Raw genomic sequence first — 19,049 nt, 5'->3', positions numbered from 1 at the left:
TGGTTTCCAAAAACGAACCGGGGAGGCCTACGCCTCCCCGCCTCGTGAATCAGCTTAGCCCCAGCTCACGCCAGATCCGCAATACCTGCCGTCGTTCGTCCACGAACTGATCGCCCGGTATTACTCCTGCATCCTTCTGCAAAGCCTGCCGGTGGGCGGCGGAGCGGTAGGCTTTATAGGCCTCGCGCAACAGGCTGGCATCTGCGGCAGGCATCAAGCCTTCCTCTTCCAGCCCTTCCAGAATACGGATGTTGTCGGTCCAGCGTAGCAATGACGGGTGCGTTTGCGACCACGCCAGGGCCGCGTATTGCACCATAAATTCAATATCGACGATACCTCCGGCGTCCTGCTTGAGATCGAACGGCGCCGTGGCCTCGAAGGCATTTGCCGCCGTGCCGGCCGCCGTACTCTTGCTGCCAAGATTATCGCGCATCTTCGCACGCATCTCGCTGACCTCCTGGCGCAAGGTTGGCAAGTCCCTGGCCTTGCCCAGCACCGTGGCTCGCACCTTCTCAAATGCCTGACCGACGTCCTGGCTACCTACCAGCACCCGCGCCCGCACCAATGCCTGGTGCTCCCATGTCCAGGCTTCGTTTTCCTGATAGCGCGAAAACGCGCCAAGCGAACTCACCAGCAACCCCGAGGCACCGGACGGTCGCAGGCGCATATCCACTTCATAGAGCTGGCCGGAGTTGGTCTGGGTCGTGAGCAGGTGAATGATGCGTTGCCCCAGCCGGGTGAAAAATTGCGCGCCATCGATGGATTTTGCCCCGTCGGTTTCCGCCTGCGGGTCGCCGTCATGAATAAACACCAGGTCCAGGTCCGAACCATGCCCGAGTTCCAGCCCGCCGACTTTGCCATAACCGACAATGATGAACCCGGGATCGCACAAGGTACCGTCGGTGCGCAGCGGAGTACCGTATTTGGCCACCGTCTGCCGCCAGGCCAGGGCCAGCACTTGCTCCAGAATGGCCTCGGCCAGCCAGGTCAGGTAGTCGCTGACCTTCATCAGCGGCAGGCTGCCGGCAATTTCCGATGCAGCCACCCGCAACCGGTGAGCCAGCTTGAAATGCCGCAAGGCTTCCATCTGCTGCTCAAGATCGTCCTCGGGAATGCGCGTCAGGCGCTCGCGCAATTCCGCCGCCAGCTCTGGCGCCAGGGGTGGTTTGAACAAGCGACCTTCATTGAGCAGCTCGTCGAGCAGCAGCGGAAACCGCGTGATCTGCTCGGCAATCCACGGGCTCGCGGCACACAAAGTCAACAGCCGACGCAGCGCCCCGGGGTTTTCGGTCAACAACACCAGATAGGCAGAACGACGGGCGACAGCTTCCACCAAGGGCAGCACCCGTTCCAGGACCAGGTCCGGGTTGGCATGCTCCACCGCCTGGGCCAGCAACCGTGGAATAAAGGCATCAAGCCGCTCCCGACCGAGGCGCTGCATGGCACGCAACTGCGGGCTGCCGCGCAAACTGGCGAGTGCCTTCAGGGCCCTGGTGGCATCAGCAAACCCGCCCTCCTCCAGCTGCCGACAGGCGGCCTCTTCATCCTGGGCTTCCTCCCACAGCGGCAACCATTCCCCGCCGACCACTACTTCGCTTTCGGTGCCTTCCTCTTCGTCCGGGTCGGCAATGACCTGGCCGAAGTGCCAGGCCACCCGATTGCGCCAGTACATCAGTTGTTCATGGAACGCGGGCCAGTCGGCAAAACCCAGCATAAAGGCAATACGCGCCTGATCCTGCGCGCCGTCGGGCAACATCTGGGTCTGGCGGTCGGCAATCGCCTGTATCGCATGTTCGGTGTACCGCAGGAACTCGTAGCCTTCACGCAGTTCGCTGACCACGGCCGGCGGCAGGTAGCCCTGGCCTTCAAGAGTGCTCAGCACCTTCAACAGGGGACGCTGCTGCAGGCTCAAGTCCCGGCCGCCGTGGATCAGCTGGAAGGCCTGGGCGATAAACTCCACTTCACGGATCCCACCGGAGCCGAGCTTGATATTGTCAGCCATACCCTTGCGCCGCACTTCCTGCTGGATCAGCTGCTTCATCGTGCGCAGCGCTTCGATAGCCGAAAAGTCCAGGTAGCGCCGGTAGACGAACGGGCGCAGCATCTCCTGCAATTGCGCACCGGCGACTTGATCACCCGCCACCACCCGCGACTTGATCATGGCGTAGCGCTCCCAGTCGCGGCCCTGATCCTGGTAATACTGCTCCAGCGCGTTGAAGCTGAGCACCAATGCACCCGCCGAACCGTATGGCCGCAGGCGCATGTCGACGCGGAAGACAAAACCGTCGACCGTCATCGGGTCCAGCGCCTTGATCAGGCGCTGACCCAACCGAATGAAGAACTCCTGGTTATCCAGCGAGCGTTTGACGCCCACAGTTTCGCCGCCCTCGGGATACGCGAAGATCAGGTCGATGTCCGAAGACAGGTTGAGCTCCACCGCACCGAGCTTTCCCATACCAAGGATGACCATCTGCTGCGGCTCGCCACTGCGCCGCCCCGTGGGCACGCCGAACTGCTGGCAATGGCGCGCGTACAGCCATTGATAAGCCTGGTCGATGCTGGCGTCGGCCATGTCCGAAAGATCGCGACAGGTCTGCACCAGATCGGCCTGGCGCGTCAGGTCACGCCAGATGATCCGTACCTGATGCCGGGTGCGCTGGCGGCGCAAGGCTCGCCCGAGTTCGTCGTCGGTCTCGGCCTGGTTCACCGCTGCGGCAATCTGCGCGCACAACTCACCCGAGGCAAAGTTACGGTCCAGCTCCCCGGACCGCACCAGCTCGAGCAGCATCGACGGGTCACGCACCGACTGTTCAATCACAAAGTCGCTGGCGGCGCTCACCCGGGCAAATTGTGCCCATCGCTCGGGAGGCCAGGCCGACAGACCATGATCATCCTCCAGCGCCTCGACGGCAGCACGAAACGACTGCTCGGCACGGGTGACCAATGGCAGGAGAATGGCGGGCAGTTCAGCCAGCGAAGGGAGGCTCATGGTCTATCCTTGATCGGCGTGGAACGGGCTGCATGTAGTGATTTTCGAAAAGGCACTACCTGATCGACTGTCGAACAAAGGTTATAAATAGCTGAAATTGTTTTAATGTTGGCAGCGATCATCAAGCTTTCACCTTTTTCGGTTGGCAAAAGACCAACCTTAACGATTATTCTCACAACGCAGCCGGAGGCCACAAGCCGCTCATCTGTAGTTTTACTACTCGTATATACATTCGGAATGCTGAAATGCTCGATGATTTGTAGTAAAACTACACGCCGCCGGAACCTACCTCTCGGCAATCCAAGAATTTATATCGTCTGCCCACAAGGCCAGTCGCAAACTCAGGCAACCGATTCTGGAAGCCTTTCCGCCCTGGAGCAAGCCATGCAAGACCTCGATCCCGTCGAAACCCAGGAATGGCTGGACGCCCTGGAATCGGTTCTCGACAAAGAAGGCGAAGACCGTGCCCACTATCTGATGACCCGTATGGGCGAACTTGCAACCCGCAGCGGTTCGCAGTTGCCTTACGCCATCACCACGCCATACCGCAACACCATTCCCGTCACCCACGAAGCACGCATGCCTGGCGACCTGTTCATGGAACGCCGCATTCGCTCGTTGGTACGCTGGAACGCGATGGCAATGGTAATGCGTACGAATTTGAAAGATTCGGACCTGGGCGGACACATCTCCAGCTTCGCTTCCAGTGCGACCCTGTACGACATCGGCTTCAACTACTTTTTCCAGGCCCCGACCGACGAACATGGCGGCGACCTGATCTACTTCCAGGGCCACACCTCGCCAGGCGTTTACGCCCGTGCGTTCATGGAAGGCCGCATCACCGAAGACCAGATGAACAATTTCCGCCAGGAAGTGGACGGCCAGGGCCTGTCGTCCTATCCGCACCCTTGGCTGATGCCTGATTTCTGGCAGTTCCCGACTGTATCCATGGGTCTGGGCCCGATCCAGGCGATCTACCAGGCGCGCTTCATGAAGTACCTGGAAGCTCGTGGCTTTATTCCGGAAGGCAAGCAGAAAGTCTGGTGCTTCCTGGGCGACGGCGAGTGCGACGAGCCGGAATCCCTGGGCGCGATCTCGCTGGCTGGCCGCGAGAAGCTCGACAACCTGATCTTCGTCATCAACTGCAACCTGCAGCGCCTCGACGGCCCGGTTCGCGGCAACGGCAAGATCATCCAGGAACTCGAAGGCGTGTTCCGTGGTGCCCAGTGGAACGTGACCAAAGTCATTTGGGGCCGTTTCTGGGACCCGCTGCTGGCCAAGGACGTCGACGGTATCCTGCAACGTCGCATGGACGAAGTCATCGACGGCGAGTACCAGAACTACAAAGCCAAAGACGGCGCGTTCGTACGTGAACACTTCTTCAACTCGCCAGAACTCAAGGCGATGGTTGCTGATCTGTCCGACGACGAGATCTGGAAACTCAACCGTGGCGGCCACGACCCGTACAAGGTCTACGCGGCGTACCACGAAGCGGTCAACCACAAAGAACAGCCTACCGTCATCCTGGCCAAGACCATCAAGGGTTACGGCACCGGTGCTGGCGAAGCGAAGAACACTGCGCACAACACCAAGAAAGTCGATGTCGACAGCCTGAAGTTGTTCCGCGACCGCTTCGACATCCCGGTCAAGGACGAAGAACTGGAAAACCTGCCGTTCTTCAAACCAGAGCCAAACAGCGCCGAAGCCCGCTACCTGAGCGAGCGCCGCACTGCATTGGGCGGTTTCGTGCCACAGCGTCGCGCCAACAGCTTCAGCGTGCCGACCCCGTCGCTCGATACCCTCAAGGCCATCCTCGACGGCTCGGGCGACCGTGAAATTTCCACCACCATGGCCTTCGTGCGGATCCTCGCGCAACTGGTCAAGGACAAGGAAATCGGCCCGCGCATCGTTCCGATCATCCCGGACGAAGCCCGTACCTTCGGTATGGAAGGCATGTTCCGCCAACTGGGCATCTACTCCTCCGTCGGCCAGCTCTACGAGCCAGTCGATAAAGACCAGGTGATGTTCTACAAGGAAGACAAGAAGGGCCAGATCCTCGAAGAAGGCATCAACGAAGCGGGCGCCATGAGCTCCTTCATCGCTGCCGGTACTTCGTACTCCAGCCACAACCAGCCAATGTTGCCGTTCTACATCTTCTACTCGATGTTCGGCTTCCAGCGTATCGGCGACCTGGCCTGGGCTGCAGGCGACAGCCGTACCCGTGGCTTCCTGATCGGCGGCACCGCCGGGCGGACCACGCTGAACGGCGAAGGCCTGCAACACGAAGACGGTCACAGCCACATCCTGGCTGGCACCATCCCGAACTGCCGCACCTTTGATCCAACCTACGGCTACGAGCTGGCGGTGATCATCCAGGACGGCATGAAGAAGATGACCGAAGAGCAGCAGGACGTTTTCTATTACATCACTGTGATGAACGAGTCCTACCAGCAACCAGCCATGCCGGCCGGTGTCGAGGAAGGCATCATCAAGGGCATGTACCTGCTCGAAGAAGACACCCGCGAAGCGGCGCACCACGTTCAGCTGATGGGCTCCGGCACCATCCTTCGTGAAGTCCGTGAAGCAGCGAAGATCCTGCGTGAAGAGTTCAACATCGGCGCTGACGTCTGGAGCGTTACCAGCTTCAACGAACTGCGTCGCGATGGTCTGGCCGTAGAGCGCAGCAACCGCCTGCACCCGGGCCAGAAGCCGCAACTGAGCTACGTCGAAGAATGCCTGAACGGCCGTAAAGGCCCGGTCATCGCCTCTACCGACTACATGAAGCTGTTCGCTGAGCAAATCCGCCAGTGGGTCCCGTCCAAGGAATTCAAAGTCCTGGGCACCGACGGTTTCGGCCGCAGTGACAGCCGCAAGAAGCTGCGTCACTTCTTCGAAGTCGATCGTCAATTCGTGGTGTTGGCAGCCCTGGAAGCATTGGCTGACCGTGGTGATATCGAACCTAAAGTGGTGGCTGAAGCCATCGCCAAGTTCGGCATCAACCCGGAAAAACGCAACCCACTGGACTGCTGAGGAGACACTCTGTGAGCGAACTCATTCGCGTACCTGACATCGGCAGCGGTGAAGGTGAAGTAATCGAACTATTTGTGAAGGTCGGCGACCGTATCGAAGCCGAACAGAGCATTCTGACGCTTGAGTCGGACAAGGCGAGCATGGAAGTTCCTGCTCCCAAGGCCGGCATCGTCAAAAGCCTCAAGGTGAAGCTGGGCGACCGCCTGAAAGAAGGCGACGAACTGCTTGAGCTGGAAGTCGAGGGTGACGCGGCTGCGGCACCTGCGGCTGCCGCTGCGCCGGCGGCCAAGGCTGAAGAGAAACCGGCGGCAGCGCCTGCTGCTGCCGCTCCAGCTGCGGCGCCTGCTGCTGCCTCCGTACAGCAAGTGCATGTGCCGGACATCGGTTCGTCGGGCAAGGCCCAGATCATCGAGATCCAGGTCAAAGTCGGCGACACCGTCGAGGCTGATCAGTCGCTGATCACCCTGGAGTCCGACAAGGCGAGCATGGAAATCCCTTCGCCTGCCGCTGGCGTGGTCAAGAGCATCAGCGTCAAGCTCAATGACGAAGTGGGCACGGGCGACCTGATCCTGGATCTGGAAGTGGCAGGTGCTGCGCCTGCTGCTGCCGCTCCGGCCCAGGCTGCTGCTCCGGCTGCCGCTGCTGCTGCACCTGCACCTGCCGCTGCAGCCCCGGCCGCACCGGTTGCCGACAGCGTCCAGGACATTCATGTGCCGGACATTGGTTCGTCGGGCAAAGCCAAGATCATCGAAGTACTGGTCAAGGCCGGCGACACCGTCACCGCCGACCAGTCGCTGATCACCCTGGAATCCGACAAGGCAAGCATGGAAATCCCATCGCCTGCCGCCGGCGTGGTGGAAAGCATTTCCGTCAAGCTGGATGACGAGGTGGGTACCGGTGACCTGATCCTCAAGCTCAAGGTCAAAGGTGCTGCGCCTGCTGCTGCCCCGGCAACCGCCGCTGCCGCACCGGCTCCTGCACCTGCAGCCGCCAAGGCTGACGCTGCTCCGGCTGCCGCTGCGCCTGCCGCACCGGTTGCGGCCCCGGCCAAGCCGGGCGCCAAGGTTCACGCCGGCCCGGCGGTTCGCCAGCTGGCCCGTGAATTCGGTGTCGAGCTGAACGCGGTCGGCGCCAGCGGTCCACACGGTCGCATCCTGAAAGAAGACGTTCAGGTTTACGTCAAAGCCATGATGCAGAAGGCCAAGGAAGCACCGGCCGCTGCTGGCGGCGCAACCGGTGGCGCGGGCATTCCGCCGATTCCGGTCGTGGACTTCAGCCGCTTCGGTGAAACCGAAGAAGTGCCGATGACTCGCCTGATGCAGATCGGCGCTTCCAGCCTGCACCGCAGCTGGCTGAACATCCCGCACGTGACTCAGTTCGATTCGGCTGATATCACCGACCTGGAAGCGTTCCGTATCGCCCAGAAAGCCGTTGCAGAGAAGGCCGGCGTCAAGCTGACCATCCTGCCGCTGCTGCTCAAATCCTGCGCGCATCTGCTCAAGGAACTGCCGGACTTCAACAGCTCGCTGGCGCCAAGCGGCAAGGCGATCATTCGCAAGAAGTACGTGAACATCGGCTTCGCGGTCGACACCCCTGAAGGCCTGCTGGTACCGGTCATCAAGAACGTCGACCAGAAGAGCCTGCTGCAGCTTGCGGCTGAAGCGGCTGCGCTGGCTGCCAAAGCCCGCGACAAGAAGCTCACCGCTGACGACATGCAAGGTGCCTGCTTCACCATTTCCAGCCTCGGGCACATTGGCGGCACCGGCTTCACGCCGATCGTCAACGCGCCGGAAGTGGCGATCCTCGGTGTCTCCAAGGCAACCATCCAGCCGGTCTGGGATGGCAAAGCCTTCCAGCCGAAACTGATGCTGCCACTGTCGCTGTCCTACGATCACCGTGTGATCAACGGCGCCGCTGCTGCACGCTTCACCAAGCGCCTGAGCGACCTGCTGGCCGACATCCGCACCATCCTGCTGTAACACCAGCCGGCCCTCCCTGGAGGGCCCGTTGCGTTTCGCGTTTTCCGAGCGCCACGCTCGTACCTCAACCCCGCCAATTTGGCGGGGCTTTTTTTTGCCTGAATGTTTTAACCAAGGCTTCCTGCAGCCGGGCGGTACAGGCTACCTGTTGCAGAGAATCGATATTCCGTTGTGCTGCCCCCCGCCCCCCCGGATCGCAGCCCTCGGTGCTGCGATTCTTTCGGGCAGAAATAATACTTTCGGCCCACGACTGCAGAATTCCCAATCCCTGCCGACATATTCTTATAGCACTTGGCCTCCATCTCTCTTGTCAGTCGGTGTCGCAATGATGCAACCTTGCGACACGCAACAGAAAAGAGGGCGCGAGCCCGGCGCGACCAGTACTTTCGCAGCGAGTCTCCCTTCATGAAAAGCCAACCCGATGCCGCCAGCCGTATGGCGGCCGAGGTAGTGACGCAATTGCCTGTGCCCTCGCGGCTCGGCATGCTGCGTTTCGAGCGGCTGAATGAAGCCAGCTGGGCGATGCTGTTTCTCGACCCCAACTGCGAACGACAATTTGGCCTGGCGGCGGTTGAGCTCTGCTCCCTGATCAGTTCGCCTTACGCCAGCCTGATGGAGCCGCAAGCGCGCCATCAACTGCATGATGCGATTCAGCAGCAGCTCACCGAAGCCTCCAGTTACCTGATCCGCTATACCCTGCACACCCCCGCCGGCGCCTTGAAGCTGCTGGAGCTGGGCGAAGCGTTCAAACAGCACAACCGGCAGCTGTTGCGCGGCTACCTGCTGGTGGTGGACGAACTGTTCGAAGGCAACCCTCTACTGGCCGCATTGGACCTGGAAACCCAGAACTCGCGCCTGCAAATCGCCCTTGAACTCAACCAGCGCACCCAGCAGGAACAGCTGATGCACCTGGAACGAGTGCGTGCGCAGCAAGACTTGATCCTTCTGCTGACGCGTCAGCGCTACACCAGCATCAACTCCCTGCAGGAAGCCGCCGAGCTGATCACCCGCAGTGCCTGCGATATCTACGAGGTCGATTGCGCCAGCCTGTGGAACCTCGAAGGGTCGATGCTGGTACCGATCTCGGCCTATCACCGAACGAGCCAGAAGCATCAGCTGCCGGACCCGATCGATGTCAGTGGTTTCCCTGACTATCTGGAAGCCCTGCACACCGGCCGCGCCATCGACGCCCACAATGTCATGCGCGACCCGCGCACCCGCGAGCTGGCCGAATGCCTGCAGCCACGGGATGTCATCGCCATGCTCGACGCCAGCGTTCGGGTCGACGGCCAGGTGGTCGGGGTGCTATGCCTTGAGCAGAACGCCACCGCCCGCGCCTGGCAGTCGGACGAAATAGCCTTTGCCGGCGAGCTGGCGGACCAGTTTGCCCAAGTGATCAGCAATCACAACCGCCGCACCGCCACCAGTGCCCTGCACCTGTTCCAGCGGGCCGTCGAGCAGAGCGCGAACGCCTTTCTGCTGGTCAATTGCGATGGCATCGTGGAGTACGTCAACCCCAGCTTTACCGCGATCACCCAGTACAGCACCGAGGAGGTTCACGGTCAGCAACTGTCCCAACTGCCGGCCCTGGAAAACCTCAGTGAATTGCTGTTCGACGCGACTTCAGCGCTGGCCAAGAGCAACAGCTGGCAGGGCGAATTCAAAAGCCGACGCAAAAACCTCGAGCCCTACTGGGGCCAGTTGTCGATCTCCAAGGTGTACGGCGACAACCGCGAGCTGACGCATTACATTGGCATTTACGAAGACATCACCCAGAGCAAACTCGCCCAGCAACGAATCGAACGCCTCGCCTACACAGACAACCTGACCAACCTCGGCAATCGACCCGCCTTCATCCGCAACCTCGACGAACGCTTCGCCCGGGATACCGATACGCCCATCAGCCTGCTGCTGGTGGACATCGACAACTTCAAGCGGATCAACGACAGCCTCGGCCACCAGACCGGCGACAAGCTGCTGATCAGCCTCGCCCGCCGGCTGCGCAACAGCCTGAGCCCCAGCGGCAGCCTGGCGCGCTTTGCCAGCAACGAATTCGCCGTGTTGCTGGACGACACGGACCTCTGCACCGGCCAACAGGTCGCCAACCAGCTGCTGGCGACGCTCGACAAGCCGATGTTCGTCGACAACCAGCTGATCAGCGTCACTGGCTCCGTCGGCCTGGCGTGTGCGCCGCTGCATGGCCGCGACCCGCAGACGCTGATGCGCAACGCCGGCCTGGCGCTGCACAAGGCCAAGGCCAACGGCAAGCATCAGGTTCAGGTGTTCACCGAGACGTTGAATGCCGAGGCCAGCTACAAACTGTTCGTCGAGAACAACCTGCGTCGCGCCCTGACCCAGAATGAACTGGACGTGTTCTACCAGCCCAAGCTGTGCCTGCGCAGTGGGCGCCTGCTGGGCATGGAAGCGCTGCTGCGCTGGAACCATCCAGACAAGGGCATGATCCGCCCCGACCAGTTCATCAGCGTCGCCGAGGAAACCGGCCTGATCATCCCGATCGGCAAATGGATTGCACGCCAGGCCTGCCGCATGAGCAAAGACCTGACTGCAGCCGGCCTGGGCAATTTGCAGGTAGCGATCAACCTGTCGCCCAAGCAGTTCTCCGACCCGGACCTGGTGGCATCCATCGCCAATATCCTCAAGGAAGAAGCGCTACCGCCCAATCTGCTGGAGCTGGAACTGACGGAAGGCCTGCTGCTCGAAGCGACCGAAGACACGCACTTGCAACTCGACCAGCTCAAGCGCTTGGGCCTGACCCTGGCCATGGATGACTTCGGCACCGGCTATTCGTCGCTCAGCTACCTGAAAAAATTCCCGATCGATATCATCAAGATCGATCGAAGCTTCATCCACGAAATCCCGGACAACCAGGACGACATGGAAATCACCTCCGCAGTGATCGCCATGGCCCACAACCTGAAGCTCAAAGTAGTAGCCGAAGGCATAGAGACCGCCGAGCAGCTGGCCTTCCTGCGCCGCCACCGCTGTGACGTCGGTCAGGGCTACCTGTTCGACCGGCCAATCCCCGGCAGCGAGCTGATCGAGAAGCTCAAACGCTATCCACGTGGCCCGATTGCCTGAGACGCCCATGTGGGAGCCAGCCTGCTGGCGACAGCGTCGTGTCAGCCAGCGTCCACGTCACTGACGTACCGTATTGCGAGCAGGCTCACTCCTACAGGGGTAGTGCGTTAAACGGCATCATTGGGCACACTGGTGGTCTACCTATTACATCCAACCTGACTGAGAGGACTGATCATGGTTCTGCGCTCGGAAATACTGGTGAATAAAGACGTGCTCCCGACTAAAGAACAAGCTCTGCCTGGCCGCGAAACCCCTATGTCCCTGCCGGAGAAACATTTCGTCCACGACGCCCCGCTGCTGGGCCCGTTCGTCACCGACGTGGATTTCGCGATCTTCGGCCTGGGCTGCTTCTGGGGTGCGGAACGCAAATTCTGGCAGCGCGAAGGCGTGGTCAGTACGGTGGTCGGTTACGCCGGCGGCTTCACGCCCAACCCCACGTACGAAGAGGTCTGCTCGGGCCTGACTGGCCACAGCGAAGTGGTTCTGGTGGTCTACGAACCAGCGAAGGTCAGCTACGAAGCGCTGCTGAAAATGTTCTGGGAGCTGCACAACCCGACTCAAGGCATGCGCCAGGGCAACGACATCGGCACGCAGTATCGCTCGGTGATCTATGCCACCAACCCGACTCAACTGGAAGCGGCCAAGGCCAGCGCGAAAGTGTTCCAGGCTGAGCTGACCAAAGCCGGCAAAGGCACCATCACCACCGAAATCGAAGAAGCGCCGACGGTCTATTTCGCCGAGGCGTATCACCAGCAGTACCTGGCGAAAAACCCTGAAGGGTATTGCGGGATCGGCGGCACTGGCGTGACTTGCCCGATCTGATCGGACACCGCTTCCCCCTGTAGGAGCCAGCTTGCTGGGCGATGGTCGTCAACGATAACGCGGGAAACCTGATACCCCGCAGTGCTCACTGGCTTCTCGCGAGCAAGCTCGCTCCTACACGGGTGTTAGATCGCCGCTATTATTCGGCGATCAACCAGTCCATCTGCCAGCCGCCCTGGGTCTGCCCAAGCTTTTGCGACAACCACGGCAGCAACTCGCGCAACTCCTCCTCGAGCCCCCATGGCGGATTGGCAATCGCCAGCCCGGAGCCGTTCAAGCTGTTTGGCGTATCCAGTGGATGCACCAGCAGCTCTACCCGCAACAACTTCGGCGCGCCGGTGCCTGCGAGGTCTTGATAGAAGCGCCGCAACATGCGCTGGTCCTTGACCGGATACCAGATCGCCGCCACCGTCTGGCGCATCCGGCCGATAGCCTCTTTCAGCGACGCCGCACAGCGCTGCATCTCATCCAGCTGCTCGAACGGCGGGTCGATCAACATCACCGCACGCTTCTCCTGAACCGGCAACATGGCCCTAGGCACATGCCAGCCCTCGCCCAGGTGCACCTTGACCCGTCGATCGCCGGCCATGTTGTCCTTGAGCAACAGGCCATCCTCGGGGTGCTTCTCGTTGAGCATTACCCGATCCTGCGGTCGCGTAAGACGCCGCGCCAGCTCCGGCGACCCCGGGTAATAGCGCAACTGGCCATCCGGGTTCATGTCATGCAACACCTTCATGTAATCGGCGGTCAATGCCGGCAAGTCCGGTTGATCCCAAAGACGCGCAATGCCTTCAAGGTACTCGCCGGTTCGGCTGGCCTGATCACCCTGCAGGTCATACAGGCCGATACCGGCGTGGGTATCGAGATAGGCAAACGGCTGCTCCTTGCGCGACATCAGGGCGATGAGGCGGGTCAAGGTCAGGTGTTTGAACACGTCGGCGTGATTGCCGGCATGGAAGGCGTGACGATAATTCATGATTGCTCCTGCGCAGGCCGGCAAGTTTACCCTGTACCGAGCGTAACGTCAGGGCTTCGCGGCCGAGCGGGCTGAGCACGCCCACTTCGCGCCTCGGGGGCATAAAAAAACGGCCCACCTCCAGAGGAAGCGGGCCGTTTTCAAGTTCGGCAAAGGCTCAGAGCATCAGCTCATCGCAATTACTTGTTCAGGCGGAAATCTGCCTCGGCTGCGGCGAAGCGCTGCAGCATGCCCGCCGTCGGTGCGCCGAGCTTGCTGACGATGTAGATCGCCAGGCTGGCGAAGATAAAGCCCGGGATGATTTCGTACAGGCCCAGCAGTTCGAAGTGCTTCCACACGATCACGGTGATCGCGCCGACCAGGATACCGGCCAGTGCGCCGTTGCGGGTCATGTCTTTCCAGATCACGGAAATCAGCACAACCGGACCGAACGCAGCACCAAAACCGGCCCAGGCATAGCTCACCAGGCCCAGTACGCGGTTTTCCGGGTTGGCGGCCATCGCGATGGCGATCAGGGCAACCAGCAGCACCATGGCGCGGCCGACCCAGACCAGCTCGACCTGGGAAGCGGATTTACGCAGGAAGGTCTTGTAGAAGTCTTCGGTCAGGGCGCTCGAGCACACCAGCAGCTGGCAGCTCAGGGTGCTCATCACCGCCGCAAGAATGGCCGACAGCAGTACACCGGCGATCCATGGATTGAAGAGGATTTTCGCCAGTTCGATGAACACGCGCTCGTGGTTTTCAGTCACGGGACCGGCCAGTTCAGGGTGTGCCGAGAAGTACGCAATGCCGAAGAAACCGACAGCCACGGTGCCTCCCAGGCACAGGATCATCCAGGCCATGGAGATGCGACGCGCCTTGGCGATCGACTTGACCGAATCCGCCGCCATGAAACGCGCGAGGATGTGCGGCTGGCCGAAGTAACCCAGGCCCCAGCCCATCAGCGAGATGATGCCGATGAAGGTGGTGTTTTTCAGCATGTCGAAGTTGCTTGGATCTTGTGCTTCGATGGCCAGGAACGTGGTGTCGACGCCGCCGGTGGCCAGCAGCACGATGATTGGCGTCAGCAGCAGGGCGAAGATCATCAGCGTGGCTTGCACGGTGTCGGTCCAGCTCACTGCCAGGAAACCACCCACGAAGGTGTAGGCAATAGTCGCCGCAGCACCGGCCCACAGCGCAGTCTCGTAGGACATGCCGAAGGTGCTTTCGAACAGACGGGCGCCAGCCACGATGCCGGATGCGCAATAGATGGTGAAGAACACCAGAATCACGACCGCCGAGATAATCCGCAGCAGGCCGCTTTTGTCTTCAAAACGGCTGGAGAAGTAGTCCGGCAGGGTCAGCGCATCGCCGTTGTGCTCGGTCTGCACACGCAGACGGCCGGCGACGAACAGCCAGTTCAGGTAGGCACCGATGATCAGGCCGATGGCGATCCAGCTTTCGGAGAGACCGGACATGTAGATAGCGCCCGGCAGGCCCATCAGCAACCAGCCGCTCATATCGGAGGCGCCGGCGGACAATGCGGTTACCACGCTGCCCAGGCTACGACCGCCCAGAATGTAGTCGGAAAGGTTGTTGGTGGAGCGATAGGCCATAAAGCCGATCAGCACCATTGCTGCGATGTAGATCACGAACGTGATCAGGGTTGGATTGCTAACGCTCATTAAGTTACGCCCTGGCTTTGTTTTTATGTAGCGGCGGTTTTGGCTAACCGCTCGCAAACGACGACGTTTGACAGACGATTGTGTATCCCGCGCATTTATGACTGATGTTTCCCCAGGAAAGCCATCAGCCGGCACACCTGACTTTGGAGCCGGTTGCACCTTCGCCGCGAATGCTATTCAACAAAGCAAATAAGGTGCAACCTGTTTCTCGTGAATAAGTTGCACCTAGTCGGAATTATTTGCCAAATGCCGTTTCTTGCTCCCTTTTAGGGCGGTTTTCATCGATTGCTATAAGTAAAAGCACCAAGCAGGAGCAGTACGTTCGTACCGGAATTTATTTCCTGACGAACTGCCTGTAATTCCGACAAAAAAAGGGTTGCACCCGGTTGCACCTCGATCAGTGCAGGGCTAATCTTGCCGCCAGCTGATGCCACGCAGTTGTGGCAAACATGAGGATAAAAATATGGCTACCACCACTCTTGGGGTCAAACTTGACGACCCGACCCGCGAACGCCTGAAGGCTGCCGCGACCTCGATTGATCGCACGCCGCACTGGCTGATCAAGCAGGCCATCTTCAATTACCTGGAGAAACTCGAGGGTGGTGCAACCCTGACCGAACTGAACGGTTTGACCAAGGATTCCGACGACGCTGTCGATGCGCCTCTGGATCATGCTCATCAGTGCTTCCTGGAATTTGCTGAAAGCATCTTGCCGCAATCGGTACTGCGCGCCTCGATCACTGCCGCCTACCGCCGCCCTGAGCCAGAAGTCGTGCCGATGCTGATCGAGCAGGCACGCCTGCCAGCGAGCATGGCCGAAGCCACCAACAAACTCGCCGCCTCGATTGCGGAAAAACTGCGCAACCAGAAGAGCGCCGGCGGCCGGGCCGGGATTGTCCAGGGCCTGCTGCAGGAATTTTCCCTGTCTTCCCAGGAAGGCGTGGCATTGATGTGCCTGGCCGAAGCGCTACTGCGTATCCCGGACAAAGGCACACGTGACGCACTGATCCGCGACAAGATCAGCACTGGCAACTGGCACCCGCACCTTGGCAACAGCCCTTCGCTGTTCGTTAACGCTGCCACCTGGGGCTTGCTGCTGACCGGCAAACTGGTCTCCACCCACAATGAAGCCGGCCTGACTTCGTCCCTGAGCCGCATCATCGGCAAGAGCGGCGAGCCGATGATCCGCAAGGGCGTCGACATGGCCATGCGCCTGATGGGCGAGCAGTTCGTCACCGGCGAAACCATTGCTGAAGCCCTGGCCAATGCGAGCAAGTTCGAAGCCAAAGGCTTCCGCTATTCATACGACATGCTGGGTGAGGCCGCGCTCACCGAGCACGACGCGCAGAAATACCTGGCGTCGTACGAACAGGCCATCCACTCGATCGGCAAAGCATCCCACGGTCGTGGGATTTATGAAGGCCCGGGCATCTCCATCAAGTTGTCGGCACTGCACCCGCGTTACAGCCGGGCGCAGTACGAGCGCGTGATGGAAGAGCTGTATCCGCGCCTGCTGTCGCTGACCTTGCTGGCCAAGCAGTACGACATCGGCCTGAACATCGATGCCGAAGAAGCCGACCGCCTCGAGCTGTCGCTGGACCTGCTGGAGCGCCTGTGCTTCGAGCCGCAACTGACCGGCTGGAACGGCATCGGCTTCGTGATCCAGGCTTACCAGAAACGTTGCCCTTACGTGATCGACTACGTGATCGACCTGGCTCGTCGCAGCCGTCATCGCCTGATGATCCGCCTGGTGAAAGGCGCGTACTGGGACAGCGAAATCAAGCGCGCACAGGTCGAAGGCCTGGAAGGCTACCCGGTCTACACCCGCAAGGTGTACACCGACGTGTCCTACATTGCCTGCGCCCGCAAACTGCTGTCGGTACCGGAAGTCATCTACCCGCAATTCGCCACGCACAACGCCCACACCTTGTCGGCCATTTACCACATCGCCGGGCAGAACTATTACCCGGGGCAATACGAATTCCAGTGCCTGCACGGCATGGGCGAACCGCTGTATGAGCAGGTTGTAGGCAAGGTTTCCGAAGGCAAGCTGAACCGTCCGTGCCGTGTATACGCACCGGTCGGCACCCACGAAACACTGTTGGCGTACCTGGTACGTCGCCTGCTGGAAAACGGCGCGAACACCTCGTTCGTCAACCGCATCGCCGACCAGTCCATTTCGATCCAGGAGCTGGTGGCCGATCCAGTGGCCAGCATCGAGCAGATGGCGACGCTGGAAGGCGGCTTCGGCCTGCCACACCCGCGTATCCCGCTGCCGCGTGACCTGTATGGTGCCGAGCGCGCCAACTCCAGCGGCATCGACATGGCCAACGAACATCGCCTGGCCTCGTTGTCCTGCGCCCTGCTGGCCACCGCTCACAACAACTGGAAAGCCGCGCCGATGCTCGGTTGCGCCTCCAGCACTGAAACCCCTGCGCCGGTCCTGAACCCGTCGGATCTGCGTGACGTGGTCGGCCATGTGCAGGAAGCGACGGTCGAAGACGTCGACAACGCGATCCAGTGCGCCCTGAACGCGGCACCGATCTGGCAGGCCACCCCGCCCGCCGAACGCGCCGCGATTCTGGAACGTGCCGCCGACTTGATGGAAGGCGAGATCCAGCCGCTGATGGGCCTGCTGGCTCGCGAAGCCGGCAAGACTTTCGCCAACGCCATCGCCGAAGTGCGTGAAGCCGTGGACTTCCTGCGTTATTACGCGGTGCAGGCGCGCAACGATTTCACCAACGACGCACATCGCCCACTGGGTCCTGTGGTCTGCATCAGCCCGTGGAACTTCCCGCTGGCGATCTTCAGCGGCCAGGTCGCTGCAGCACTGGCGGCCGGCAACCCGGTATTGGCCAAGCCTGCCGAGCAAACTCCGCTGGTGGCCGCCCAGGCCGTGCGCCTGATGCTGGAGGCCGGCATTCCTGAGGGCGTCCTGCAGTTGCTGCCGGGCCGTGGCGAAACTGTGGGTGCCCGCCTGGTCGGCGACGATCGGGTCAAAGGCGTGATGTTCACCGGCTCCACCGAAGTCGCACGCTTGCTGCAGCGCAACGTCGCTGGTCGCCTGGATGCCCAGGGCCGTCCGATCCCGCTGATCGCCGAAACCGGCGGCCAGAACGCGATGATCGTCGACTCCTCGGCACTGACCGAACAGGTGGTCATAGACGTCGTTTCCTCGGCCTTCGACAGCGCCGGCCAACGTTGCTCGGCTCTGCGCGTGCTGTGCCTGCAGGAAGATTCCGCCGACCGCGTGATCGAAATGCTCAAGGGCGCCATGGCGGAATGCCGTCTTGGTAACCCGGAGCGCCTGTCCGTGGACATCGGCCCGGTGATCGACGCCGAAGCCAAGGCTGGGATCGAGAAGCACATCCAGGGCATGCGCGACAAAGGGCGCAATGTTTACCAGGTGGCGATCGCCAACAGCGAAGAAGTCAAACGCGGCACCTTCGTGATGCCGACCCTGATCGAGCTGGAAAGCTTCGACGAGCTGCAACGGGAGATCTTCGGCCCGGTATTGCACGTGGTCCGTTACAAGCGCAAGGACATCGACCAGTTGATCGGGCAGATCAATGCGTCCGGCTACGGCCTGACCCTGGGCGTGCACACGCGCATCGACGAGACCATCGCCAAGGTGATCGACAACGTCAACGCCGGTAACGTCTACGTCAACCGCAACATTGTCGGCGCAGTCGTAGGTGTTCAACCTTTCGGCGGCGAAGGCCTGTCGGGCACCGGCCCGAAAGCCGGTGGTCCGCTGTACCTGTACCGCCTGCTGTCGACTCGTCCTACCGACGCGATCGAACAATCCTTTGCTCGGGGCGATGCTCTCGCAGCACCGGACGTTCGCCTGCGTGACGCCATGAGCAAGCCGCTGACAGCCCTGAAAGCCTGGGCCGACAGCAACAAGTTCGCCGACCTGGCAACCTTGTGCGTGCAGTTCGCGACGCAATCGCAGAGCGGTATTACCCGTGTTCTGGCGGGCCCGACCGGCGAGCGCAACAGCTACGCCATCCTGCCGCGCGAACACGTACTGTGCCTGGCGGAAGTCGAAGGCGACCTGCTGACTCAACTGGCGGCCGTGCTGGCAGTCGGTGGTTCGGCCGTGTGGCCGGAAGCCGAATTGACGAGGGCCGTGTTCGCACGCCTGCCGAAGGACGTACAGGCTCGCATCAAGCTGGTTTCCGACTGGAGCAAGGACGAAGTGGTGTTTGATGCGGTTCTGCATCACGGCCATTCCGACCAGCTGCGTGCGGTCTGCCAGCAGGTGGCCAAGCGTGCAGGCGCGATTGTTGGCGTTCATGGGTTGTCCCAGGGCGAAACCAGCATTGCCCTGGAGCGTCTGGTGATCGAGCGGGCGTTGAGCGTCAACACCGCCGCGGCAGGTGGTAACGCCAGCCTGATGACGATCGGTTAACCGATAAGCCGGGCACCCTTTGGGGGTGCCTGGTGTTTAGAAGCAAGATCAAAAGATCGCAGCCTTCGGCAGCTCC

8 protein-coding genes are annotated in these 19,049 nt (G+C 61.0%); 5 read left to right on the top strand and 3 right to left on the bottom strand.

What is annotated here, in order from left to right; translation table 11 throughout:
* Nucleotides 1-49 precede the first annotated feature (49 nt).
* Nucleotides 50-2,989: a bifunctional [glutamate--ammonia ligase]-adenylyl-L-tyrosine phosphorylase/[glutamate--ammonia-ligase] adenylyltransferase gene (glnE, locus tag EQV97_RS16615; RefSeq protein WP_122841523.1), complete on the bottom strand. Its 2,940-nt coding sequence runs from the start codon at nucleotides 2,987-2,989 to the stop codon at nucleotides 50-52.
* A gap of 384 nt (nucleotides 2,990-3,373) precedes the next feature.
* Between glnE and aceE the strand changes: the two genes are divergently transcribed.
* The 4 genes from aceE to msrA all read left to right on the top strand — a co-directional run bounded on the left by aceE (nucleotide 3,374) and on the right by msrA (nucleotide 11,919).
* Nucleotides 3,374-6,019, top strand: a complete 2,646-nt coding sequence (aceE, locus tag EQV97_RS16610; RefSeq protein WP_122841522.1) for a pyruvate dehydrogenase (acetyl-transferring), homodimeric type — start codon at nucleotides 3,374-3,376, stop codon at nucleotides 6,017-6,019.
* An 11-nt stretch (nucleotides 6,020-6,030) separates the two neighbouring features.
* Nucleotides 6,031-7,998, top strand: coding sequence for a dihydrolipoyllysine-residue acetyltransferase (gene aceF, locus EQV97_RS16605; protein ID WP_240889280.1), 1,968 nt, complete (start codon nucleotides 6,031-6,033; stop codon nucleotides 7,996-7,998).
* 405 nt (nucleotides 7,999-8,403) lie between these two features.
* Nucleotides 8,404-11,097 (top strand): GGDEF and EAL domain-containing protein, encoded by a 2,694-nt coding sequence (locus tag EQV97_RS16600; RefSeq protein ID WP_240889279.1) that lies wholly within the window; start codon nucleotides 8,404-8,406, stop codon nucleotides 11,095-11,097.
* Nucleotides 11,098-11,271: 174 nt separating this feature from the next.
* Complete coding sequence (gene msrA, locus EQV97_RS16595; RefSeq protein WP_122841519.1) at nucleotides 11,272-11,919, top strand: peptide-methionine (S)-S-oxide reductase MsrA; 648 nt, start codon at nucleotides 11,272-11,274, stop codon at nucleotides 11,917-11,919.
* Between the two features lie 139 nt (nucleotides 11,920-12,058).
* Here msrA and rlmJ read toward each other — a convergent pair whose 3' ends face one another.
* Complete coding sequence (rlmJ, locus tag EQV97_RS16590; RefSeq protein ID WP_045061897.1) at nucleotides 12,059-12,895, bottom strand: 23S rRNA (adenine(2030)-N(6))-methyltransferase RlmJ; 837 nt, start codon at nucleotides 12,893-12,895, stop codon at nucleotides 12,059-12,061.
* 179 nt (nucleotides 12,896-13,074) lie between these two features.
* Nucleotides 13,075-14,559: a sodium/proline symporter PutP gene (putP, locus tag EQV97_RS16585; protein WP_122841518.1), complete on the bottom strand. Its 1,485-nt coding sequence runs from the start codon at nucleotides 14,557-14,559 to the stop codon at nucleotides 13,075-13,077.
* 463 nt (nucleotides 14,560-15,022) lie between these two features.
* Here putP and putA point away from each other — a divergent pair, with 463 nt between their 5' ends.
* A complete protein-coding gene (putA, locus tag EQV97_RS16580) occupies nucleotides 15,023-18,973 on the top strand; it encodes a trifunctional transcriptional regulator/proline dehydrogenase/L-glutamate gamma-semialdehyde dehydrogenase (protein WP_122841517.1) in 3,951 nt (1,316 codons plus the stop codon).
* Nucleotides 18,974-19,049: the final 76 nt, after the last annotated feature.

Origin of the sequence: Pseudomonas sp. TMW22090 (assembly GCF_022496665.1) — a bacterium.
GTDB lineage: Bacteria > Pseudomonadota > Gammaproteobacteria > Pseudomonadales > Pseudomonadaceae > Aquipseudomonas > Aquipseudomonas gregormendelii.
Note: the sequence above shows the minus strand (reverse complement) of the source record. Positions and strands in the feature narration are given on the sequence as shown.

Excerpts from the sequence above, each read along its gene's own strand:
- glnE (WP_122841523.1), bottom strand. The coding sequence starts at position 2,989 with ATGAGCCTCCCTTCGCTGGCTGAACTGCCCGCCATTCTCCTGCCATTG.
- aceE (WP_122841522.1), top strand. The coding sequence starts at position 3,374 with ATGCAAGACCTCGATCCCGTCGAAACCCAGGAATGGCTGGACGCCCTG.
- EQV97_RS16600 (WP_240889279.1), top strand. The coding sequence starts at position 8,404 with ATGAAAAGCCAACCCGATGCCGCCAGCCGTATGGCGGCCGAGGTAGTG.
- msrA (WP_122841519.1), top strand. The coding sequence starts at position 11,272 with ATGGTTCTGCGCTCGGAAATACTGGTGAATAAAGACGTGCTCCCGACT.
- rlmJ (WP_045061897.1), bottom strand. The coding sequence starts at position 12,895 with ATGAATTATCGTCACGCCTTCCATGCCGGCAATCACGCCGACGTGTTC.
- putP (WP_122841518.1), bottom strand. The coding sequence starts at position 14,559 with ATGAGCGTTAGCAATCCAACCCTGATCACGTTCGTGATCTACATCGCA.
- putA (WP_122841517.1), top strand. The coding sequence starts at position 15,023 with ATGGCTACCACCACTCTTGGGGTCAAACTTGACGACCCGACCCGCGAA.